At 46.8% G+C, this 18,795-nt stretch carries 16 protein-coding genes; 7 read left to right on the top strand and 9 right to left on the bottom strand.

Features of this window, described 5'->3' with window-relative positions; translation table 11 throughout:
- Nucleotides 1-45: 45 nt before the first annotated feature.
- On the bottom strand, nt 46-1,782 hold the full coding sequence (locus tag MPHASIOC01_RS07340; protein ID WP_064595453.1) for a potassium/proton antiporter: 1,737 nt from the start codon (nt 1,780-1,782) through the stop codon (nt 46-48).
- Between the two features lie 87 nt (nt 1,783-1,869).
- A complete protein-coding gene (ldcA, locus tag MPHASIOC01_RS07335; protein ID WP_353614276.1) occupies nt 1,870-2,787 on the bottom strand; it encodes a muramoyltetrapeptide carboxypeptidase in 918 nt (305 codons plus the stop codon).
- 133 nt (nt 2,788-2,920) lie between these two features.
- Here ldcA and emtA point away from each other — a divergent pair, with 133 nt between their 5' ends.
- Nucleotides 2,921-3,529, top strand: coding sequence for a membrane-bound lytic murein transglycosylase EmtA (emtA, locus tag MPHASIOC01_RS07330; protein ID WP_064595451.1), 609 nt, complete (start codon nt 2,921-2,923; stop codon nt 3,527-3,529).
- A 1-nt stretch (nt 3,530) separates the two neighbouring features.
- Here the strand turns inward: emtA and MPHASIOC01_RS07325 are convergent, their stop codons facing one another.
- Both MPHASIOC01_RS07325 and treA read right to left on the bottom strand, forming a co-directional pair.
- A complete protein-coding gene (locus MPHASIOC01_RS07325) occupies nt 3,531-4,262 on the bottom strand; it encodes a flagellar brake protein (protein ID WP_064594060.1) in 732 nt (243 codons plus the stop codon).
- Nucleotides 4,263-4,512: 250 nt separating this feature from the next.
- Nucleotides 4,513-6,285, bottom strand: a complete 1,773-nt coding sequence (gene treA, locus MPHASIOC01_RS07320; protein ID WP_353614275.1) for an alpha,alpha-trehalase TreA — start codon at nt 6,283-6,285, stop codon at nt 4,513-4,515.
- A gap of 267 nt (nt 6,286-6,552) precedes the next feature.
- Here treA and MPHASIOC01_RS07315 point away from each other — a divergent pair, with 267 nt between their 5' ends.
- On the top strand, nt 6,553-7,467 hold the full coding sequence (locus tag MPHASIOC01_RS07315) for a LysR family transcriptional regulator (protein ID WP_353614274.1): 915 nt from the start codon (nt 6,553-6,555) through the stop codon (nt 7,465-7,467).
- A gap of 58 nt (nt 7,468-7,525) precedes the next feature.
- On the opposite strand, the gene MPHASIOC01_RS07310 is transcribed toward MPHASIOC01_RS07315, so the two are convergent.
- Nucleotides 7,526-8,494 carry an aldo/keto reductase gene (locus MPHASIOC01_RS07310; protein ID WP_064594054.1) on the bottom strand — a complete coding sequence of 323 codons (969 nt, stop codon included), beginning with the start codon at nt 8,492-8,494 and terminating at the stop codon, nt 7,526-7,528.
- A gap of 262 nt (nt 8,495-8,756) precedes the next feature.
- Here MPHASIOC01_RS07310 and dbpA point away from each other — a divergent pair, with 262 nt between their 5' ends.
- Entirely contained in the window at nt 8,757-10,130 is a 1,374-nt protein-coding gene (dbpA, locus tag MPHASIOC01_RS07305) for an ATP-dependent RNA helicase DbpA (RefSeq protein ID WP_353614273.1), read from the top strand.
- Between the two features lie 463 nt (nt 10,131-10,593).
- Here the strand turns inward: dbpA and MPHASIOC01_RS07300 are convergent, their stop codons facing one another.
- On the bottom strand, nt 10,594-11,505 hold the full coding sequence (locus tag MPHASIOC01_RS07300) for a LysR family transcriptional regulator (protein WP_353614272.1): 912 nt from the start codon (nt 11,503-11,505) through the stop codon (nt 10,594-10,596).
- Nucleotides 11,506-11,615: 110 nt separating this feature from the next.
- On the opposite strand from MPHASIOC01_RS07300, the gene MPHASIOC01_RS07295 reads away from it, so the two are divergent.
- Complete coding sequence (locus MPHASIOC01_RS07295; protein WP_353614271.1) at nt 11,616-12,407, top strand: alpha/beta hydrolase; 792 nt, start codon at nt 11,616-11,618, stop codon at nt 12,405-12,407.
- A gap of 129 nt (nt 12,408-12,536) precedes the next feature.
- Here the strand turns inward: MPHASIOC01_RS07295 and MPHASIOC01_RS07290 are convergent, their stop codons facing one another.
- Together MPHASIOC01_RS07290 and MPHASIOC01_RS07285 are read right to left on the bottom strand one after the other, a co-directional pair.
- Nucleotides 12,537-13,016, bottom strand: a complete 480-nt coding sequence (locus tag MPHASIOC01_RS07290) for a carboxymuconolactone decarboxylase family protein (RefSeq protein WP_064594047.1) — start codon at nt 13,014-13,016, stop codon at nt 12,537-12,539.
- Between the two features lie 59 nt (nt 13,017-13,075).
- The gene (locus tag MPHASIOC01_RS07285) at nt 13,076-13,501 is read right to left on the bottom strand and encodes a GNAT family N-acetyltransferase (protein ID WP_064594045.1); all 426 of its coding nucleotides are present in this window, start codon (nt 13,499-13,501) and stop codon (nt 13,076-13,078) included.
- 103 nt (nt 13,502-13,604) lie between these two features.
- Between MPHASIOC01_RS07285 and MPHASIOC01_RS07280 the strand changes: the two genes are divergently transcribed.
- The 3 genes from MPHASIOC01_RS07280 to MPHASIOC01_RS07270 all read left to right on the top strand — a co-directional run bounded on the left by MPHASIOC01_RS07280 (nt 13,605) and on the right by MPHASIOC01_RS07270 (nt 16,786).
- Entirely contained in the window at nt 13,605-14,987 is a 1,383-nt protein-coding gene (locus MPHASIOC01_RS07280) for a PLP-dependent aminotransferase family protein (RefSeq protein WP_353614270.1), read from the top strand.
- Between the two features lie 408 nt (nt 14,988-15,395).
- Nucleotides 15,396-15,803, top strand: a complete 408-nt coding sequence (locus tag MPHASIOC01_RS07275) for a hypothetical protein (protein WP_231889140.1) — start codon at nt 15,396-15,398, stop codon at nt 15,801-15,803.
- 206 nt (nt 15,804-16,009) lie between these two features.
- Nucleotides 16,010-16,786, top strand: a complete 777-nt coding sequence (locus tag MPHASIOC01_RS07270) for an EAL domain-containing protein (protein ID WP_353614269.1) — start codon at nt 16,010-16,012, stop codon at nt 16,784-16,786.
- 11 nt (nt 16,787-16,797) lie between these two features.
- Here MPHASIOC01_RS07270 and MPHASIOC01_RS07265 read toward each other — a convergent pair whose 3' ends face one another.
- Complete coding sequence (locus MPHASIOC01_RS07265; RefSeq protein WP_064594039.1) at nt 16,798-17,364, bottom strand: response regulator transcription factor; 567 nt, start codon at nt 17,362-17,364, stop codon at nt 16,798-16,800.
- Nucleotides 17,365-18,795 lie beyond the last annotated feature (1,431 nt).

Genomic DNA, 18,795 nt, shown 5'->3' with positions numbered 1-18,795 from the left:
ATATGGCGTCTTCATGCCGGGGGAGCGACAGGCTGACAGAGAAACCTATTGCTGCTCCTCGTCAGCGAAGCGTAACCCGAGTTTGCTTATACGGTTGTTCTCTTTCTCAGCGATGGTCCAAATCATACCTGCGTATTCAATCTGGTCACCCACCACAGGTTCCGCACCCAGTATGTGAACAAACATCTCGCCCACACTTTGCTCGTGGTCTGTCTCGCCAGACAGTTCCAAATCATAGATGACCGCAACATCGCCCAGACGAGCGCTGGCATCCAGGACAAAGTCACCAAAGAAGCGCTGATCCAGTGAGACCGACTCAGGAGGTGTGCGGCTGAATAATTTCCCAAGAGCAGGTAAATCGCGTTCGCGACCAATCACACATAAGATGTCACCTTCTTCAAGCCGGGTGCTGCCGGAAGGGTGCAGAAGGGTATTGTTGCGAAACAGCGCGGCTATTCGGGTCTCTGGCGGCATTTGCAAGTCACGCAGTGCTGCTCCGATGCACCATTTTTCGGCGCTGAGTTGGTAGACAAACTGTTCCCAGGGATTACGTGGGTGAATATCCAGCCCGATGCGTGAAATAGGCCAGCCAGTCAGTGGCACGATAACTTTGGCCTTCTTTGCTGCAAACCCCAGTGTACTGCCCTGCAAAAAGAGTGACACCAGTACCACAAAAAAGGCCACATTGAAGAACAGTGACGCATTGTCCAGACCTGCCATCATGGGGAAGACGGCCAGAATAATCGGAACAGCACCACGTAAGCCTACCCAACTGATGAAAACCCGTTCACGTAAATTAAAACCCCGGAAGGGTAACAAACCAATCAGTACGGACAGTGGGCGGGCGAAAAAAATCATCCACAGAGACAATAACAAGGCGGGCAGGGCAATAGCCCACAAATTAGATGGCGTGACGAGCAACCCCAGCACAAGGAACATGCCAATCTGTGCCAGCCAGGCAAGGCCATCGAAATTTTGCAGAATACCAAAGCGGCTGCGAATTGGCCGGTTACCCAGAAGGAAACCGCATAAATAAACGGCGAGGATCCCACTGCCATTGAGTTCTGTGGTGATGGCGAAAATCATTATCCCGCCACTGAGAGCCAGTAATGGATACAACCCGTGCGGCAGGGTGATACGATTAATGGTCTGCAGTAATACCCAGCCACCGCCCAACCCAAGGATAATGCCCAAACCAAATTGCTGGATAATGTGTACCAGAAACATCAGGTCAAGCCCGGTCTGGTGTCGCTGGATCATTTCTATCAGCGTTATGGTTAAAAACACAGCCATTGGGTCATTACTGCCGGATTCGATTTCCAACGTGGAACTGACACGTTCGTTTAGCCCTTTACCTCCGAGCATAGAAAACACTGCGGCTGCATCAGTCGAGCCGACAATCGCTCCTATCAACAACCCTTGCATTAAATCGAGGTTAAACAGCCAGGCTGCGGCAATACCTGTCAAGCCTGAGGTTATCAGTACCCCAACAGTTGCGAGGGAAAGAGAAGGCCAGAGCGCAACCCGGAATGAGCTTGCCTGGGTGCGCATTCCGCCATCCAGCAGAATCATGGCCAGAGCAAGGTTACTGATGAGATATGCAAGAGGATAGTTATCGAACGGGATCCCACCAATACCATCCACTCCGGCGAGCATCCCGATAGCCAGGAATATAATCAGAATAGGAATGCCAAGACGTGATGAGAATGAGCTCAGTAAAATGCTACAGGTAACCAGTAACGACCCCAGGATAAAAAGCTTAAAAATAACATCAGCGTCCAAGACCACCTGTCTCCTTGCAGTAAAGCATTTGTTTCTTAAACGCTATCACAGTTTTCACTAATGAAAACTGTGAAATAGCGTTTATTTTTACCGGCGTAAAACGGGATGGCCAGAAAGTGTCAACATTGCCATGTCACCCTGATGAGATAACCGGGCAGCAGCGCCCAAAGGCAGAGTGACTGTGCGGGCTTCATGACCAAAATTAAGCCCGGTGACCAGCGGCACAGTCAACTTGCTGCGCAGAAAATCACACATGACATCGAAATTGTAGCCGTCATCATAAGTATTGAGGGTAGTACCATTAAAACTCCCGAGAATAATGGCCCGCTGCTTGTTGAGAATACCGGCGCGCAGTAGTTGCATTAGCATGCGTTCCACCCGGAAAGGGTGTTCATTCACGTCTTCCAGAACCAGAATGCCGCCTTCAATATTGGGTAACCATGGCGAGCCAACCAGGGAAGCAATCATGGACAGATTGCCCCCCCACAAGGTGCCGCTGGCTTCAAATGGCGTACTGTCACTTACCCATTGTAATGTGAATTCAGGCTCCTGAAGCGCCTGCCAGAAGTGGTTCCAGGTGAAAGTGTTGAGATCTTCAGAGCCAAAATTACCTGCGAGCATTGGCCCACTGAATGTGATGGCTTGTGGATGCCGGGCCAGCAAAGCTAACTGGAACACAGTAAAGTCGCTGTGCCCGCAAATCGCCAGGGGTGCCTGTTCAAGGCGGTGTGCAATTGCGCCATAGTCGATAGACTCAAGCAGCCGGGTCATGCCATATCCCCCCCGAACCGCTAAAACGATATCCGTGCTGTTACCCAGTTGGGCGATTTCGGAAAGGTCGGAAAGCCTGGCGTTGTCATCACCCGCAAAGCGCTGGAAACGACGCGAAATGACTGCCTGGTTTTCTACCTCATATCCGGCGCTGACCAGCCTTTCAACGCCACGAAGTGCGGCCTCTTGCTTAACACAATAACCTGAAGGGGCAATCAGATGAATAACTGGCATGCGAATTCCTTGCTGACTTGGCGATGTATTTGAGTATGATGCCGCGTACACCTTGCGTTGTCATCAACAGGTGTTCGTCGCCAGCGTGGTTGGTGTAATTATAAACAGGATGAAGGGAAGACGGATGCGGTATGTGAAGTCCAGGTGGTTACTGTTTTTAATAGTCTTATTGGCAGGCTGTTCAGGCCATGAATACAAGCAACAACCCTGGGACCCGACGTTGCCTGTGGCACGGGCAAAGCAGTGGATGCCCATAAGCCAGCAGGCAGGAAGCGCATGGGGTGTCAGCCCGGAGTTAATTACGGCAATTATTGCTGTTGAGTCGGGAGGTAACCCGAATGTTGTCAGTGCTTCTAATGCAGTCGGTCTGATGCAGATCAAAGCTTCTACAGCTGGAAAAGATGTCTGGCGACGGATGGGGTGGGCAGGGCAACCCACGGACAGTGAACTGAAAAACCCGGAACGGAATATCTCGGTTGGCGCCGCTTACCTCAGCATTCTCGAGAAAGGGCCGCTGGCAGGTATCCAGAACCCGGAAGTGATGCAGGACGCACTGGCTGTCTCCTATGCAAATGGAGCGGGAGCACTATTACGTTCGTTTTCTTCAGACAGAGCCACAGCGATTGAGAAAATCAACAAGTTGGATCGCGACGCATTTTTCCAGCATGTGGTAAAAAAACACCCTGCTGCACAGGCGCCGCGTTATTTGTGGAAAATCAACAAAGCGCTGGATGCGATGTAACCTATTTCACGCGGTCAGCCTTCTGCCGGGCTGCCCGCTCGAGTTCATAGATAACTTTCTGTAAATCCCGCTCCTGAGCTGGCCCCAGGTTCAAAAAACGAAAGCTCAGGCGCGGCATAGTGACCGTTTCATTTTTATTGTCAATAATTTTGCGCTCTGACAAAGCCAGTAGTTGGGTATCGAACTTAAAAATACCCCACTCCTGCATATCAATTTCAACCTGCGGAATCATCATGCCCTCAGTAATACTGGCAGGTAATGCCTGGCGTAATAAAATTCCCATGCCGCCAAGTGAAATATCCTGAATCATCCCTGAAAATTTCTCTTCACCGGGAAGCAGAATGTGGCAGAAATAAGGCGGGTGAGCAGGCGGGGTAATACGAAAAAATTCGCGGCGCTGAACATACCACAGGCTGTCGGGTAAAGAGCTGGTAAAAGCCGGTAAGTCCTGATAAATATCAGAAGTCATACCATTAAGTGTGAATTCGACTTTGGCACCCTGAGTTTCAGCGGTCACGGTTACAGACGTGGCTTTTAATACTTCCTGGTTTTCCTTGTCCTGGCTGCCATAGTCTATAACCAACCCTCCAGTATCAACCGATAACATCCGGCTGATAAATTGCCCTTTAGACCATGACACGCACACAGGCGACTGGGACTTTACTAAATCCTTAAGCACACCAAGAACAGCGAGCTGCCCTTGCTTTAAAAATTGTTCACTGTAATTACCCACCGGTATTTCCTTGTAGTTACACCTGACAGATGTTTTTTCGTTATCGGCGTAGTTGCCAGAAACTTAAGGCAAACTTACGCATAGCTGTGTATTAATAAGTATTAATGTAAAAGTGTAAAGTTGCCAGCCCTTGCAGGCGAGCCTGTCAGGCAGAAATGGTGTGTGATAAGTACAAACGAAAGGTACGGGTGAGACTTCAGGTATTTATAACACCCCGCACAGTATCTGCGGGGTGCGGGTGGTGGATGGATTATTTCCCTGCCGCCACCGGATTGGCTGCCTCCGGTAGCGGGGAGGCTGAAGTGGCTGGCGTGGCGACAGGTATGCTGGCAGGTCCAGTACTCATGTTTGTGTTTGTAATTGTGGCCGGGCGAGTCTCAGGGACATCATTACACGGCGATTTCTTACCACATAGCAAGTCCAGCATTTTAAGCGTTACACCATTGGTCCATCCGAAGCCATCCTGGAGTGGGTATTCGCCACCACCTCCCCCGACACCGGTTGTGGTGACATCATATTTCTCCAGTAATTTGTGCTCACGGTTGTAGGTGTGCTGGACATTTGTCAGAAAACGCCAGGTTATCTCCGTCGCCAGCCCTGACTGGTTGTAATTCTTCAGGCCTTCGACCGCTACCCACTGTAAAGGTGCCCACCCGTTCGGCAAGTCCCATTGTTGCCCGCTACGCACCAGTGTTGTGGCGATACCGCCAGACTTGAGCAGTTTTTCTTCCGTTATTTTCGCCATTTTCTGGGCGCGGTCAGTCGCTGCCGCTTTGACATATAACGGGAAAAGAGCAGCGGCTGTTAACTGGCTGCGCACTTTGTGGGTTTTGAGGTCATAGTCGGCATACCAGCCCTCTTTGCTATTCCACATATGGGACTCAATAGATTGCTGGCGTTTATCTGCAAGGCTGTCGTAGCGACTGGCCCCGGCGTTGTCGCCAGCTGCTTTGCTGGCACGGGACAGCGTTTTTTCCATCAGAAACATCATTGCGTTCAGGTCGACAGGCACAATGCTGGTGGTACGAATTGAACCTAACTGCTCCGGGTCATCCATCCAGCGAGAACTAAAATCCCAGCCAGATTCAGCCCCAGCCCGTAAATCCCGGTAAATATCTGTGGCTGGTCGTGAAGGGTAGTGCTTCGCTGTTGTTACATCATCCAGCCAGGACTCCGGGCGAGGCGTATCTTCATCATCCCAGTAGCGGTTAAGAACCGCGCCATCTGCCAGTTTAACCACCCGGCGGTGTGCTTCACCCGGTGCCAGTTGGTCGCTTCCCGCCATCCAGTATGCGTACTCTCTTTTCATTTCGGGCAGCCATTTAACCAATGCGTCATCGCCTTCATGGCTTGCCAGTAATGACACCATTAGCGGGAAAAACGGAGGCTGCGAACGGCTCAGATAATACGTTCTGTTGCCATTAGGAATATGCCCCCACTGGTCTATCTCCGAAGCAAAATTCTCCACCATATCGCGCACTTTATCCCAGTGCCCACTTTCGGCAAGCCCCAGCATAGTGAAATAACTGTCCCAGTAATAAACTTCACGGAACCTGCCGCCAGGCACAACATAAGGTTTGGGAAGCGGCAATAATGAGTCCCGTTCATCAACATTATCGGTGCTGCGCGTCAGTACAGGCCACAGGCTGTCAATATGCTCACGTAGCGACTGTCCACTGGGGGGCACGTATTTCTCACTCTCATGGGGCATCACGAAGTTGAGCGCAACAAAGTGGCGTAAATCAAACCCGGACTGATGTTGTTGCATGCGGTAATCCGCAAGGATCATCAGCGGATCGCTTTTGGCCACCGCATCAGTAAATGTTTTTTGATCCGCAAACAATTTTGAACGTTGCACTTCGGCAAAAAGTGGCCCCAACGTTTGGTCAGGGGTTTGTGGATAATTATTCAGCCCTTCTTCTGCCAGGGCGGGGGCGGGGCTTAAACCAAGTATTGCGCCACTGAGGGCAACCTGGATGGCAAGAAAAAGCGTTCTTGGGCGACGCAGAACGGACTTCATCATCAACCGATCTCCTCCTGATTATTGCCATCAACTGTATTCAACCATATGAAAATCTTAATTGATTATAAAAGAGAACAGACAGTTATCAGTGTAAAAAAGGAAATTTCCGGAAAATTTACCTTTGATGCATTTCGTTACAGCATCCATTCACCAAAAGAATGAGTGTCAGGAGCCTGGCTGGCGCACGAATTCGTATGTTCAGGTTAAAAATGACGTTACCCTGTCTCTCTGGCAAAATTTGGAAAACAGTGAGCAAAGGCGTGCCGGATGCTGAAAGACAATTTTAACGACCTCTATTACCTGATAATTGTAGCCCGTGAGCGTAGTTTCACACGGGCAGCAGCACAACTGGGCATTTCTCAATCGGCCCTGAGCCATGCCATAAGAGGGCTCGAAGAACGCCTGGGTATTCGTTTGTTAACCCGAACCACCCGGAGTGTAGCGCCAACGGAAGCAGGCGAGCAATTGATCAATGCTATTCGCCCACATATGGATGAGATAGAACTTGAACTGCTTTCACTCACGGACATGCGCGATAAAGTCGCCGGGAATATTCGCCTGACGTTGGGTGAACATGCGCTCGAATCTACAGTATGGCCAGCACTGAAAGCGTTCCTTGAACAATACCCCGATGTGAATGTGGAAATGACCATTGATAACGGCCTGCGGGATATTGTCAGTGAGCGTTTTGATGCAGGAATTCGGTTGGGTGAACATTTGGCTCGCGATATGGTTGCCGTGCGTATCGGCCCGGACTGGCGCATGACGGTAGTTGGGTCACCTGGCTATTTTGCTAAACGAAGTAAACCGAAAACACCTTACGAATTACAGGAACACAACTGCATAAATATGCGCCTGCCCACGCTTGGTGGGTTGTATGCATGGGAATTTATGCGTGGGGAACAGGAAATCAAAGTTCGGGTGCAAGGGCAACTGACTTTAAATACCCTGGCGTCACGCGTGGATGCGGCAAAAAGTGGTTTTGGGCTGGCGTATATTCCGGAAGATACTGCAAGTGAAGGTATTGCATCAGGGGAGCTTATTGCTGTACTGGAAGACTGGTGCGACCCATTCCCGGGTTATTTTCTTTATTATCCAAGCCGTAAACAACATACCGCTGCATTTGCAAAACTGATTGAGGCGCTGCGCTATTCGCCCGAATGCTCAAGCCAGCCCGAATAGTTTGTGCAAAATAAGCCAGCAAAAAATGTACTGGCTTTTGCTTAAGACAACGGATAAATCAATAACGGTCGCCAACCACTTTGATGGCAGACAGCGCCTGATTTATTTCTTTCAAGTGTTGTTCACTTAGTGACAAGTTGGCTGCCGCCAGGTTTTCCTGAAGCCGTGGCAGAGAGCGGCTCCCGGGAATGGGCACAATCCAGGGTTTTTGTGCCAGTAACCAGGCAAGAGCGACTTGTGCTGGTGTCGCCTGGTAATGTTTTCCCATTTGTACCAGAAGATCGACAACCACCTGGTTTGCGTCAATAGCTTCTTTTGTAAAACGCGGGTTGTGGCTGCGCAAATCACTTTTATCGTAAGTGGTTGCTGTAGTAATTGTCCCTGTGAGGTAGCCCCGTCCAAGCGGGCTGTAAGGTACCAGACCAATGCCGAGCTCTTCACAAGTGGGTAAAATTTCCTGCTCGATATTACGCCACCATACTGAGTATTCACTTTGCAGTGCGGCGACAGGCTGGACACTGTGAGCCCGGCGAATAATATCGGCGCTGGCTTCAGATAAACCAAAATACTTTACCTTTCCTTCCTGAATCAGGTCTTTCACTGCACCGGCGACATCCTCAATCGGCACGTTTGGGTCAACACGGTGTTGATAAAATAAATCAATACAATCAACATTCAGGCGTTTCAGTGAAGCCTCGGCAACACGCCTGATCTGCTCCGGGCGGCTGTCAAACCCTTCAGCAGGTGAGGGGCCAGTTTCAGGGTTGTGTTTGAAGCCAAATTTGGTTGCTAATACCAGTTTGTTTTTATCCACAGAGGCAAAAGCTTCACCCAGTAGCGTTTCATTAGTAAAAGGCCCGTAAACTTCGGCTGTATCGAAAAAAGTTACTCCCAGACTCACGGCCTGATGGAGCAGGGTTACCATTTCTTGTTTATTTGCAGGTTTGTCGGCAAAACTCATGCGCATACAGCCCAGGCCCAGAGCTGAAACTTCCAGCCCGCTGTTACCCAGTATTCGCTTCTCCATGACATCTCCCATTTCTTTAATTAACCAGTCGATGTTACGGCGTTTGGGCAGCGACGATAATAGCGGGTTCTTGAATACACTATGCAGTTTGACTCATAAATTTCACAATATGACAGACACAGCACTCTTTTATTGAGGCACGTTCGGAGCCACGCGTTGCGCAGCCCATAAGCATTCATCTCCTGAGTCAATAATTCGCCATGCAATTCAGGTGAGGGGTGGTATTATTGCCGCCCACTGGCTTTTATCCGGAATTATTACTGTGACCTCATTTGCTGAACTTAACGCTCTGTCTTCCCAACAACTCGCGACACTTGAAACGCTCGGCTACCTGGCGATGACGCCGGTTCAGGCCGCGGCATTGCCAGCCATTCTTAGTGGAAGAGACGTCCGGGCTCAGGCAAAAACCGGAAGCGGTAAAACAGCAGCCTTTGGTCTTGGTTTGTTGCAGCATATTGATGCGACACAATTTACTACCCAGTCTCTGGTGCTTTGCCCGACACGCGAATTAGCCGATCAGGTTGCAGGTGAACTGCGCCGTCTGGCGCGTGCCACGCCAAATATTAAGGTGCTGACACTCTGTGGCGGAGTGCCATTTAATGCGCAGCGTGATTCACTGACCCATGCACCGCATATTATCGTGGCAACGCCCGGGCGGTTACTGGACCACCTGAACAAGCAGACCGTGAGCCTGTCTGCATTACGTACTCTGGTGCTGGATGAAGCAGATCGCATGCTGGATATGGGGTTTGCTGAAGCTATCGATGAGGTGGTTGCATTTGCCCCCGCTCAGCGCCAGACGCTGCTGTTTTCTGCCACCTGGCCTGTGGCAATTGCGGCAATCAGCCAACGCTACCAGCATGAACCTCTGGCGATAGAAATAGATACAGCAGAAGCGCTCCCGGCGGTACAGCAGCAGTTTTATGAAGTACCCCGCAATCAAAAAATCGCTGTACTGCAGGCTCTGTTGAGCCGTGAGAAACCAGCATCCTGCGTGGTGTTTTGTAATACCAAAAAGGACTGCCAGGCAGTGTGCGATGCCCTGACCGCGAGTAACCAGAGTGTGCTGGCGTTGCATGGCGATATGGAGCAGCGCGACCGGGACCAGACATTGGTACGTTTTGCTAATGGCAGCAGCCGTGTGCTGGTGGCAACCGATGTAGCTGCGCGCGGGCTTGATATAAAAGCACTGGCAATGGTGGTGAATTTTGAACTGGCCTGGGACCCGGAAGTCCATGTGCACCGCATTGGGCGTACTGCGCGAGCCGGGGAAAGTGGCCTGGCAGTGAGCCTGTGTGCGCCAGAAGAAGCCACCCGGGCAAATGTGCTGGAAGAAATGCTTCACATAACGCTTAACTGGTGCCCACAACCTGCCACTGGCAAGGTATTGCCGCTTGAAGCTGAAATGGCAACCTTGGCGATTGATGGTGGTAAAAAAGCAAAAATGCGCCCTGGTGATATTCTGGGGGCATTAACCGGAGATATTGGGCTGGACGGAGCCGATATTGGTAAAATCGCCATCCACCCAATGCATGCTTATGTTGCGGTGAAACAGTCCGTTGCGCGTCACGCCTGGAAGCAATTGCAACAAGGTAAAATCAAAGGGAAATCCGTTAAAGTACGCTTGTTGAAATAAGCAGTTGTTAGTTTATTTGGCTGCTAACCAGTGTTGCGCTCAGTAAAATCACGCCACATTATGGTGTGGCGTGATGGTAGTTCAGGCAATACTGCGAGAATTACTGCCAGATCAGGTGAAACAGCTAATGGTAATATGTGCTTCGTCATTTTACCGGGTATGTATTCTTTCCTCAGGGGCGGGGGTATGTTCTTGCAGAAGTTCCCGCGCACGAACTCTGGTTGTGTATCGGTAATCACATCTGTTTTGACTTTGCCAAAGGTTGTCCGCGCTTTTCTTTAATCCCGTTATAAAGAGCAGCAATTATCTTTCCTTTAAAGGCTGGTTCGCATGGGTGTTGCGCAATAACCCCTTCCCGGTTTTCTTCGAAAGCTCTGTCATATTTAATCCCTGACACATCCTTTTTTACCCCGAAGGCCAGAAGGACCAGGAGCCATAAACTCGGGATACCGGTGTGCAGACTTCATTCAGGTTTATCCCACGGAGGATTATCACCAAAAGCCTGTGCCAGGTAATCGACAAAGTGCCGTACTTTAGCCGGAATATGTAATGCGCTGGGGTATACCGCCTGAATAACCAGTTCGCTGGGGGTATAGCCAGGCAGTAACGGAATTAGCGTCTTGCGGCGGATATGCTCACCCAGCACAAATGTGGGTGCGTAAACAATCCCCATGCCGGCGAGTGCCGATGCAACGAGAAACTGCGTGTTATTCGCCAGTAATCGGCAAGGGCCTTTGAGTGTGAAGGCTTGCTGTTGCGCATCAATAAGTGTCCAGTTGCCTTCAGAGACGGCCTCACTAAAGGCAAGCCGGGGGGCATCATGCAAGTCTTCAGGTTTACATGGCGTACCATTTTGCGCAAGCCAGTTTGGGGATGCACAGAGCACCATACGGCATGGTGCCAGCCTGCGCGTGACTGACTGTGAACGGGTTAGTCTACCGATACGTATCGCCACATCTACACGGATATCCAGCAGGTCTGTGTAGTGGTCTCCCAGCAACACTTCTGCATTCACATAAGGATTATCTGTCAAATATCGGGCCACAATACCCGACACATGCATCTCCCCGAATGTGGCAGGTGCTGCAATCCGCAAGGTACCCCGCGCACTCGTCTGGATATCACCCGCTTCCCGGACTGCTTCGTCGTAGGCTTCGAGAATCTGTTTACAGCGTTCGTAATAGAGTAATCCGGCATCGGTAAGGCTTAACTGGCGGGTTGAGCGTTGCAAAAGCCGTGCATGCACCTCGGTTTCAATAGCGCTGACATGCTTTCCTGCCATGGCTGGAGATAGCCCAAAACGTCTGGCAGCAGCTGCAAAGCTACCTTCTTCAACGGCTGCGACAAAAACCGCAAGGCTTGTTAACCGGTCCATTTATTATCCCATTCAATAACTGTGTTATCGATTGTCGATAGTTTTTTATGGATTATCAATCCTTGATGTTGAATTTATCCTTACAGGCATTCAACCAGAGGAGACAGACAATGAAACTCGATATCAATGATACGCATCTTCACGTAACACAACGGGGGGAGGGATCGCCTGCGCTGGTGTTTCTACATTATTATGGCGGCTCATCGCGTACCTGGGAGAGCGTGATTAACATTTTACCCAATGACTACCAGACTATTGCTTATGATCACCGGGGATGGGGGGAGTCTGGCAAGCCGACAGATGGCTATGACATCGCGGGGCTGGCTGCAGATGCAGAAGCAGTGATTAAGAAACTGGGCATACAGCGTTACATTCTGGTTGGGCACTCTATGGGGGGAAAAGTGGCACAGTTGATTGCATCACGCCAACCGCAAGGGCTTGAAGGGTTAATCTTAGTCGCACCATCACCCCCTACACCGATGCACCTTTCTGATGAAGAGCGCACGGTGCTGAAAAGTGCTTATTCGTCATGTGAATCAGTGGAATATGTGATTGATCATGTGCTGACTGCCAAAACACTCAGTGCAGAACACCGCAAACAAGTGATTGAGGACAGCCTGAAGGGAAGTATTCAGGCAAAAAAAGCGTGGCCGGACGAAGCAATGAGAGAAGATATTACGGCCTGCGTAAGCGCAATCAGCGTGCCAACCCTGGTGATATCCGGTGACCAGGATAAAGTAGAGCGCCTCAATGTACTCAAGGAAGAACTCTTACCCCGGATACCAGAGGCCAGGCTGAATGTCATTTCTGGTGCCGGGCACCTGTTACCACTGGAGGTACCCGAAACCCTCGCGTCCATGATAGCTGGCTTTGCAGATTGTGTGGTAAAGCAGATGGGATAGTCGCTTGAGTCATAAATCGTTTCAGATAATGCCGGAGCAGAATATGAATTAGCGTTACCACTCCGGTGTATTTTTGCAGAACAATGTTGATATAAAACCGCCAGTGACAGAACCACTGGCGGTTAAAAATTAACTTAAATCAGCCCGGTCCAGACCGTAAGCGCTGTCGAGTGTACCAGGTACCGCCCGGGACAATATCTGCAGGCGGTTCCAGGCATTAATCATGGCAATGCTGAAGGTCAGCGCTGAAATTTCCTCTTGTGTAAAATGTTCACTCAACTCGCTATAAAGTGCCTCGCTTACACCCCGGTTGTCGATGTGGGTCAGGGCTTCAGTGAGTGCCAGAGCGGCTTTTTCTTTAGCAGTGAACAAGGGGGATTCACGCCAGATTGCCACATGGTAAAGGCGAAGTTCACGCTCCCCATGCAATTTTGCTTCTTTGACATGCATATCAAGGCAAAACGCACAATGGTTTAATTGCGAGGCACGGATATCCATCAGATGACGGAGCTTTTTGTCCGGCATTGTTTTTCCTGATGCAACCGAAGCATCGCTCAGAATTTTAATGAGCGCGGGGATAGTTTGAAAATGATCAACGCGTGACGACATGATGTATTCCTATTTTAAAGTAAACAGTGAATGGTGTGCTGTGTATAACGCTTGCTTTGTCAGTTGAGTTCCCGATAAAAATGCAGGCCACATGCGCTATAGCTTGAGAACTGATAAAACGCCTGCGCCTGTGTATTGCTGACGGCGGTATCAAGCACCATCCGGCTACAGCCGTATTCACGAGCAACAACTGCCAGGTTATTCAGCAAGTCTGCGCCAAAACCCTGCCTGCGGGCTGTCCGGGCAGTTACCAGATCGTCTACGTAGCAAAAACGGCCATGAATAAAATTTTCCAGCAGGCGGTAACCTGCCAGCGCCACTGGTTTGCCGTTTTGTTCCATGCCAGACAGCCGATAGCCTTGTTTCTGTTGGCGTTGTACCTGGCTGATAAACTGAGCCTTACTCTTAAGCTTGCAGCGCAGTTCGCACATAAGCGTATAACAGCGGGCGAGCTCTTCTGGTGTGTCGTAATGTGCAATTCTCATCTCGGCCTGTACTCATTTGTTGAGTTGGTGACGGCATTTTAAATTGGTATGTCTGGTTAAAAAGGGTCAAAATTAGATAAAACAAGTAGGACATATAGAGTCGATGACGGGATATAAAGAGATCTATGGGCGCTACCGCCAGCAGATTCTGGATGGAAGGTTAAAACCAGGTGACCGTGTACCGGCCATTCGTGTGCTCGCCAGTGAGCTACAGGTAGCCCGCAAAACGGTGGAAGCCGCATATGAGATTTTGACTGGTGAAGGGTATTTTGTTAGCCAGGGGGCGAAAGGTACGCGTGTCAACCCTGCTCTCCATGTGCCCGCTATGACCAGTATTGTTACTGTTGTGCCAATTCCTGTGCCCAGTTCTCCGACAAGCGAAAGCAAAAGTGAACTGCGGCTGGGTATTCCGGCACTGGATGCATTCCCACATAAAAAATGGCTGTTGCTTTCGGGTAAAGTGGCTCGCAGCCTGCGGCCTGAAGAGATGGTAGTGCCGCCGGTGATGGGGTATCAGCCGCTACGTGAAGCTATCGCAAACTATCTGAATATTTCACGTGGGTTGAACTGCAAGGCTGAACAAATTTTTATCACCAGCGGCTATCGTGCCAGCCTGCAACTAATTTTGTCGGTACTGGCACAGCCGAATGATAAAGTGGTATTTGAAGACCCGGGCTTCTTCCTCGGCCAGCAATTACTAAAACACATTGCACCTAATTTGCATTATGTGCCGGTTGACCAGCAGGGTATTAATGTTGACTATCTACAGTGCAATCACGCTGATGCGCGCTTTGCCATTGTTACACCTACCCATCAAAGCCCGCTGGCAGTCAGCCTGTCATTACCTCGAAAACACCAATTACTGGAGTGGGCACAGCAAAATAACAGCTGGGTTATTGAAGATGATTACGATGGTGAGTTTCACTATACACGGAAAGTGATCCCAGCCCTGAAAAGCCTGGATATACACGAGCGGGTAATTTATACCGGGACGTTCAGCAAAACCATAATGCCAGCAATGCGTATTGGCTACCTGGTGATGCCACTGGGAACGTTGAGGCGCTTCAGCGAACTGGGACAAATACTGGAAACCGGTTTGCCTCTGCTACCGCAAAAAATTCTGGCGCAGTTTATCAACGAAGGGCATTTTTACCGACATCTTAAAAAGATGCGCATTCTCTACCAGCAGCGCCGCCGTTTGATGCTGGATGCCATCCAGTTTGTGTTTCCAGACCTGTTTGAGTTTGAACTGACTGGCGGTGGTATGCATATTGTCGCTTTTCTGAAATGCAGTATGCAGGATATCGCGCTGGCTGAGCTCTGGAGGCAACATGAACTCTGTGTGCGGCCACTCTCCAGTTGGTATATGCAGCAACAGAAACGTTATGGTCTGTTAATTGGCTATACCAACATTCAGTCATTTGAACAGGCGCAGGCAATTTTGCAGCGTGTGGCAGAAAAGACCCGGGCGATGATGCTTGTGTAGCCGTATTGTTTTAATTCGCAGAGGTGAGGGTTAACCTATTCTGTTTGGCCATTCAACTGTTATCCGGCAATGTGTTGTCCTAAATATTATATCGCGCATGCAGCTTGTACGCTGATTAGCTAATCCCCCGACCAATTCAGATGATGACTAAATTACTCAGTAATACCTGTACACAGGCCGTGAGTGGTCACTGTGCCTGAAAGTATACCAGCCTGTTTATATGTTTTCGCTTGTTGACGGTTTAGGGGAAACTTCAATAAAGAATGGAAAAAATCTCATTTTTTATTGAAAGTTGGGATTTTTCTTGTTTATTTTGATTATTAAACGAGGAATTTCTTACTTTAAGAAAATGAGCGTTAATTTCAGGTAGATTATTTTTGTGGCGAGATTATCTACTGACGGTGACATATGAAAGAAATTATTTGCGTGATGCTTGTAATGCTGGCTAATTCTGCATATGCAGCGCGGGAGGATTATGTTGCATCCCCAGATAAAGTATTTTTGGAGAGCGCGAGGGCGAATTCTAATATAGCTGAAAAAGATATTTATGGGGAGGTGGTAAAACCTGAAGAAGCTAGTTTGAATATTGCTGAAGCTACACCTGCGAACACTACCCCACAGCCAGTGAAAAGTTATGGTACCGCGGCTGGTTCCAACGCGCCACTTTATGGGGTTGGTAGCTCAGCTATAATAGTACCCTCTGTTGTCGTTGCCGTGGCAGGTGTAATGCTGTTATCCATGGGCGGGAGCGGGTCGAATGCATCAAATACATCAACGACAACCACAACAACCACCACCACTACGCCATCACATTAAATAAAAAACGAAATTTTTGACTTTGCGATAATTTTCAATTCTGTTGATTGTGCTTATGATCATAATCAACAGGAAATTATCAGTTTCTTCATAACAATAAACTATTACTGGTTTACTTATTGCCCAACCAGGTTGGGCTTTTTTTTATGAAATCTATAATGAATAAAACGTAAAGAATATTGGATGTATTTCTTGAGGGTGAACCAATGAATGATACAGATACTCTCTTTTTAGCTGGTCTGAGTGATGGTTCTGTTTACGCAGTATTTCAGCCTGTTATTAATAGAACTAACAGGCTGATTGGTTTTGAAATCTTGATACGCTGGAAAAATGATAACCAGATACTGCTGCCTGATGCATTTTTACCAATGATTAAAAGCAAAAAAACGTGGTTAGCATTAGCTGATTATCTTATTAATATTGCAGTGAATAAAATTAATGCATATCAAGGCTGTTATTTCTTTTCATTTAATATATCAGGCGCTGAGGTAATCAACGAAAGATTCGTTGAAATGATTATTAATTCCCAAAAAAAACTTTTTTCAGCGGATTGGATAAGATTATTGGCAATAGAGTTTTCTGAAAAGATAAAACTGAATGGCAATGTAAGAATAGCCGGGGTTATGAATACTCTACAAGATATTGGTTGTACTTTATACCTTGATGATATACTTTCTTATGATAGTACGATATACCCTCTTCAGGTTATAAAGTTTAATGGGGTTAAAATTGACAGAAACGTTGTAGATAAAATTGAAAATAGTGAAATATGCATTTCTTTGATAAAAACAATTATCTATTTTTGCTCGTTGACAGGGGCTGTTTGCGTGGCTGAGGGAGTTGAAAATAATAATCAATTAAACATGTTGAGAACTATGGGGGTGGGGTTCTTTCAGGGGTATTTAATATCAACACCAATAGAAGATGTTGTGCTTAATGATTTTGTGAGTTCCTATGGAAGAGCTAAGAAGTCCTTTTCTTAGCTCTTTTCTTATTACATGTAGAAGTCAATACTATTACTTTGATTTTTTTTATTTTGCATGTTTCTATTGTGAATTATTTCAAGTTCATTTATTTTCATTTTGTGGTCGTTGAAATCAAAAAAACTAAATGCATAGAAAAGATCTATTCTTGAATTTGCTGCGATTTTCCTTTTTATATTGTCCTTATGAGAAGATACAGTTTTCTTTTGTATTTGCATTGATCTTGATATTTCATCATCACTCCTTTCTGAAATTATCCCTGAGAGGATTTCTAGTTCTCTATTACCTAAGCTAATATTTTTCACTTCATCACTGATTCTTCCATAGATGAAATTCTTTATAATATCCAAAAAAGTGTCAATGGTTACTCTTTCTGGTATTACTATAAACCTCCCATCTTGTGTTGTGAAAGGAGTGAAGTTCCCCTTTGTTATCACTAACGAGTCACCGTTTATTATGCACGAGTCAAAATTTATTCTTACATTAGAATCAATGTTTTCATGAAGGATGGAAATGATACCTTGTCGTATATAATTGCAGGATATTTTATATAAATAAACATTTATTTTTCTTTCCATAACGCCCTCGTATCCCGGTTGCTGTGTGTAATAATAAAAGTGACTTCAAAAGAAAAGTTCATTACCTCACGCAGAGTAACAAAGCAACTCTCCAGAGGCATAAGATTTTTCTTGCTCTAGATCTTTAACACAATAATAACTAATTGTTAATTGGGGAATTTCTTATTTTTAATTTTCATGCAAGGTGCTAATAAATAAATAGAAGCGCATTTATAGAAACTGCAATGTGTAAGGTATATCCTATTCGCTTGGTTATTTTTACTGAGGTTATTCTCATTTCTTAAATGGTAAGTCGATGCGAGTTAAATGATTTATTATATCAATTTCATATTGTATAAATCCATAAGAATCGCTGCGTTTATTTTAGTGATGTGTGATATTTTCATGTATGGCGGCGTATTCATAAATTCACTGACTCCAATGATGTCTGGTGCTTAAAATAAACACACTATGTGTTTGTTATCGTGTTTTTTTATAAAAAATATTTATTAGTAATGAATGGATATATTGAGTTAAATCTTATTTAAAATTAGTGAATTGACACTTAATACACCTATTGGTAGTTTGTAGTAATAGTTATTTTTTGGGAGGTTAATATGGTTATTGGTTTCCTCGTTGTCGTGGTGTTATTATTTTTGTTCGCTATTTTTTGTTTTATAATGCACTATAAAACAATGAGATCAAGACGTCTATCTATAGATAGAATTAAGAGGAAGAAGAAAATATAAACAACTGAATCAATGAGAGCGTTTTATTCATGGTAACGGCCAGAACAGTTTTCGGGAAATAAAATTTTCTGTAGTTAACTCAATTGAATTTGTGGCGTCTTTTTAATCACTAAACCCATTCTTATCACTAACCATATTGAGTATCGCCAGGTTTAATATCAGGTCAATATTAGTTCACGATATTTAATATTAATTTATATGAGTGGTTTTTACTTGTTGGTGCGGTAATTACTGAGTCGATTTATATTCAAAATAAGAGGGTGGGGGTATGTAATTTAATTTTATTGTTTTAAATCAATGAGTTATATATTCAGGTGCCCTGCGGGTTTCATCAAAAATCGATCTTTCAATCTAATCGCGAAAGTGTTGAACAAAACATCAAAATTTTGTGTATCTCTGAGGCTGGTCATATTTTAAGCATTAACTGTTGGCAAGCAGGGTGTTACTCTAAACATCACATTTTATATGCCATTTGTGTGCTGGTTGCTATCAACATCACCTGATCAACAATACTCAAATAATAGCTTTATTGCCCACCAACGTGTGTACATGAATTATGATTCCATTGTTCCTGAAATCATCAGTTCACAGGGTCGCATGAGTAGTAAACACTGTAGCGTTGGTGAAGAGCCATAGCGGTCAGCTTGAGCAAAACATACTGAGAAGTTGGTCGGTTATGGAGGCGCACTATTACTTGTTTGTT

The sequence above is a fragment of the Mangrovibacter phragmitis genome, assembly GCF_040429585.1.
In the GTDB taxonomy this organism is placed as follows: domain Bacteria; phylum Pseudomonadota; class Gammaproteobacteria; order Enterobacterales; family Enterobacteriaceae; genus Mangrovibacter; species Mangrovibacter phragmitis.
The sequence above is the reverse complement of the archived record's forward strand: the minus strand, read 5'-3'. Positions and strand labels throughout refer to the sequence as shown.

What these genes read in the sequence shown, in the direction of transcription:
- ldcA (WP_353614276.1), bottom strand. Translation starts at nt 2,787, where the DNA reads ATGCCAGTTATTCATCTGATTGCCCCTTCAGGTTATTGTGTTAAGCAA.
- treA (WP_353614275.1), bottom strand. Translation starts at nt 6,285, where the DNA reads ATGATGAAGTCCGTTCTGCGTCGCCCAAGAACGCTTTTTCTTGCCATC.
- MPHASIOC01_RS07315 (WP_353614274.1), top strand. Translation starts at nt 6,553, where the DNA reads ATGCTGAAAGACAATTTTAACGACCTCTATTACCTGATAATTGTAGCC.
- MPHASIOC01_RS07310 (WP_064594054.1), bottom strand. Translation starts at nt 8,494, where the DNA reads ATGGAGAAGCGAATACTGGGTAACAGCGGGCTGGAAGTTTCAGCTCTG.
- MPHASIOC01_RS07300 (WP_353614272.1), bottom strand. Translation starts at nt 11,505, where the DNA reads ATGGACCGGTTAACAAGCCTTGCGGTTTTTGTCGCAGCCGTTGAAGAA.
- MPHASIOC01_RS07295 (WP_353614271.1), top strand. Translation starts at nt 11,616, where the DNA reads ATGAAACTCGATATCAATGATACGCATCTTCACGTAACACAACGGGGG.
- MPHASIOC01_RS07290 (WP_064594047.1), bottom strand. Translation starts at nt 13,016, where the DNA reads ATGTCGTCACGCGTTGATCATTTTCAAACTATCCCCGCGCTCATTAAA.
- MPHASIOC01_RS07285 (WP_064594045.1), bottom strand. Translation starts at nt 13,501, where the DNA reads ATGAGAATTGCACATTACGACACACCAGAAGAGCTCGCCCGCTGTTAT.
- MPHASIOC01_RS07280 (WP_353614270.1), top strand. Translation starts at nt 13,605, where the DNA reads ATGACGGGATATAAAGAGATCTATGGGCGCTACCGCCAGCAGATTCTG.
- MPHASIOC01_RS07275 (WP_231889140.1), top strand. Translation starts at nt 15,396, where the DNA reads ATGAAAGAAATTATTTGCGTGATGCTTGTAATGCTGGCTAATTCTGCA.
- MPHASIOC01_RS07270 (WP_353614269.1), top strand. Translation starts at nt 16,010, where the DNA reads ATGAATGATACAGATACTCTCTTTTTAGCTGGTCTGAGTGATGGTTCT.
- MPHASIOC01_RS07265 (WP_064594039.1), bottom strand. Translation starts at nt 17,364, where the DNA reads ATGGAAAGAAAAATAAATGTTTATTTATATAAAATATCCTGCAATTAT.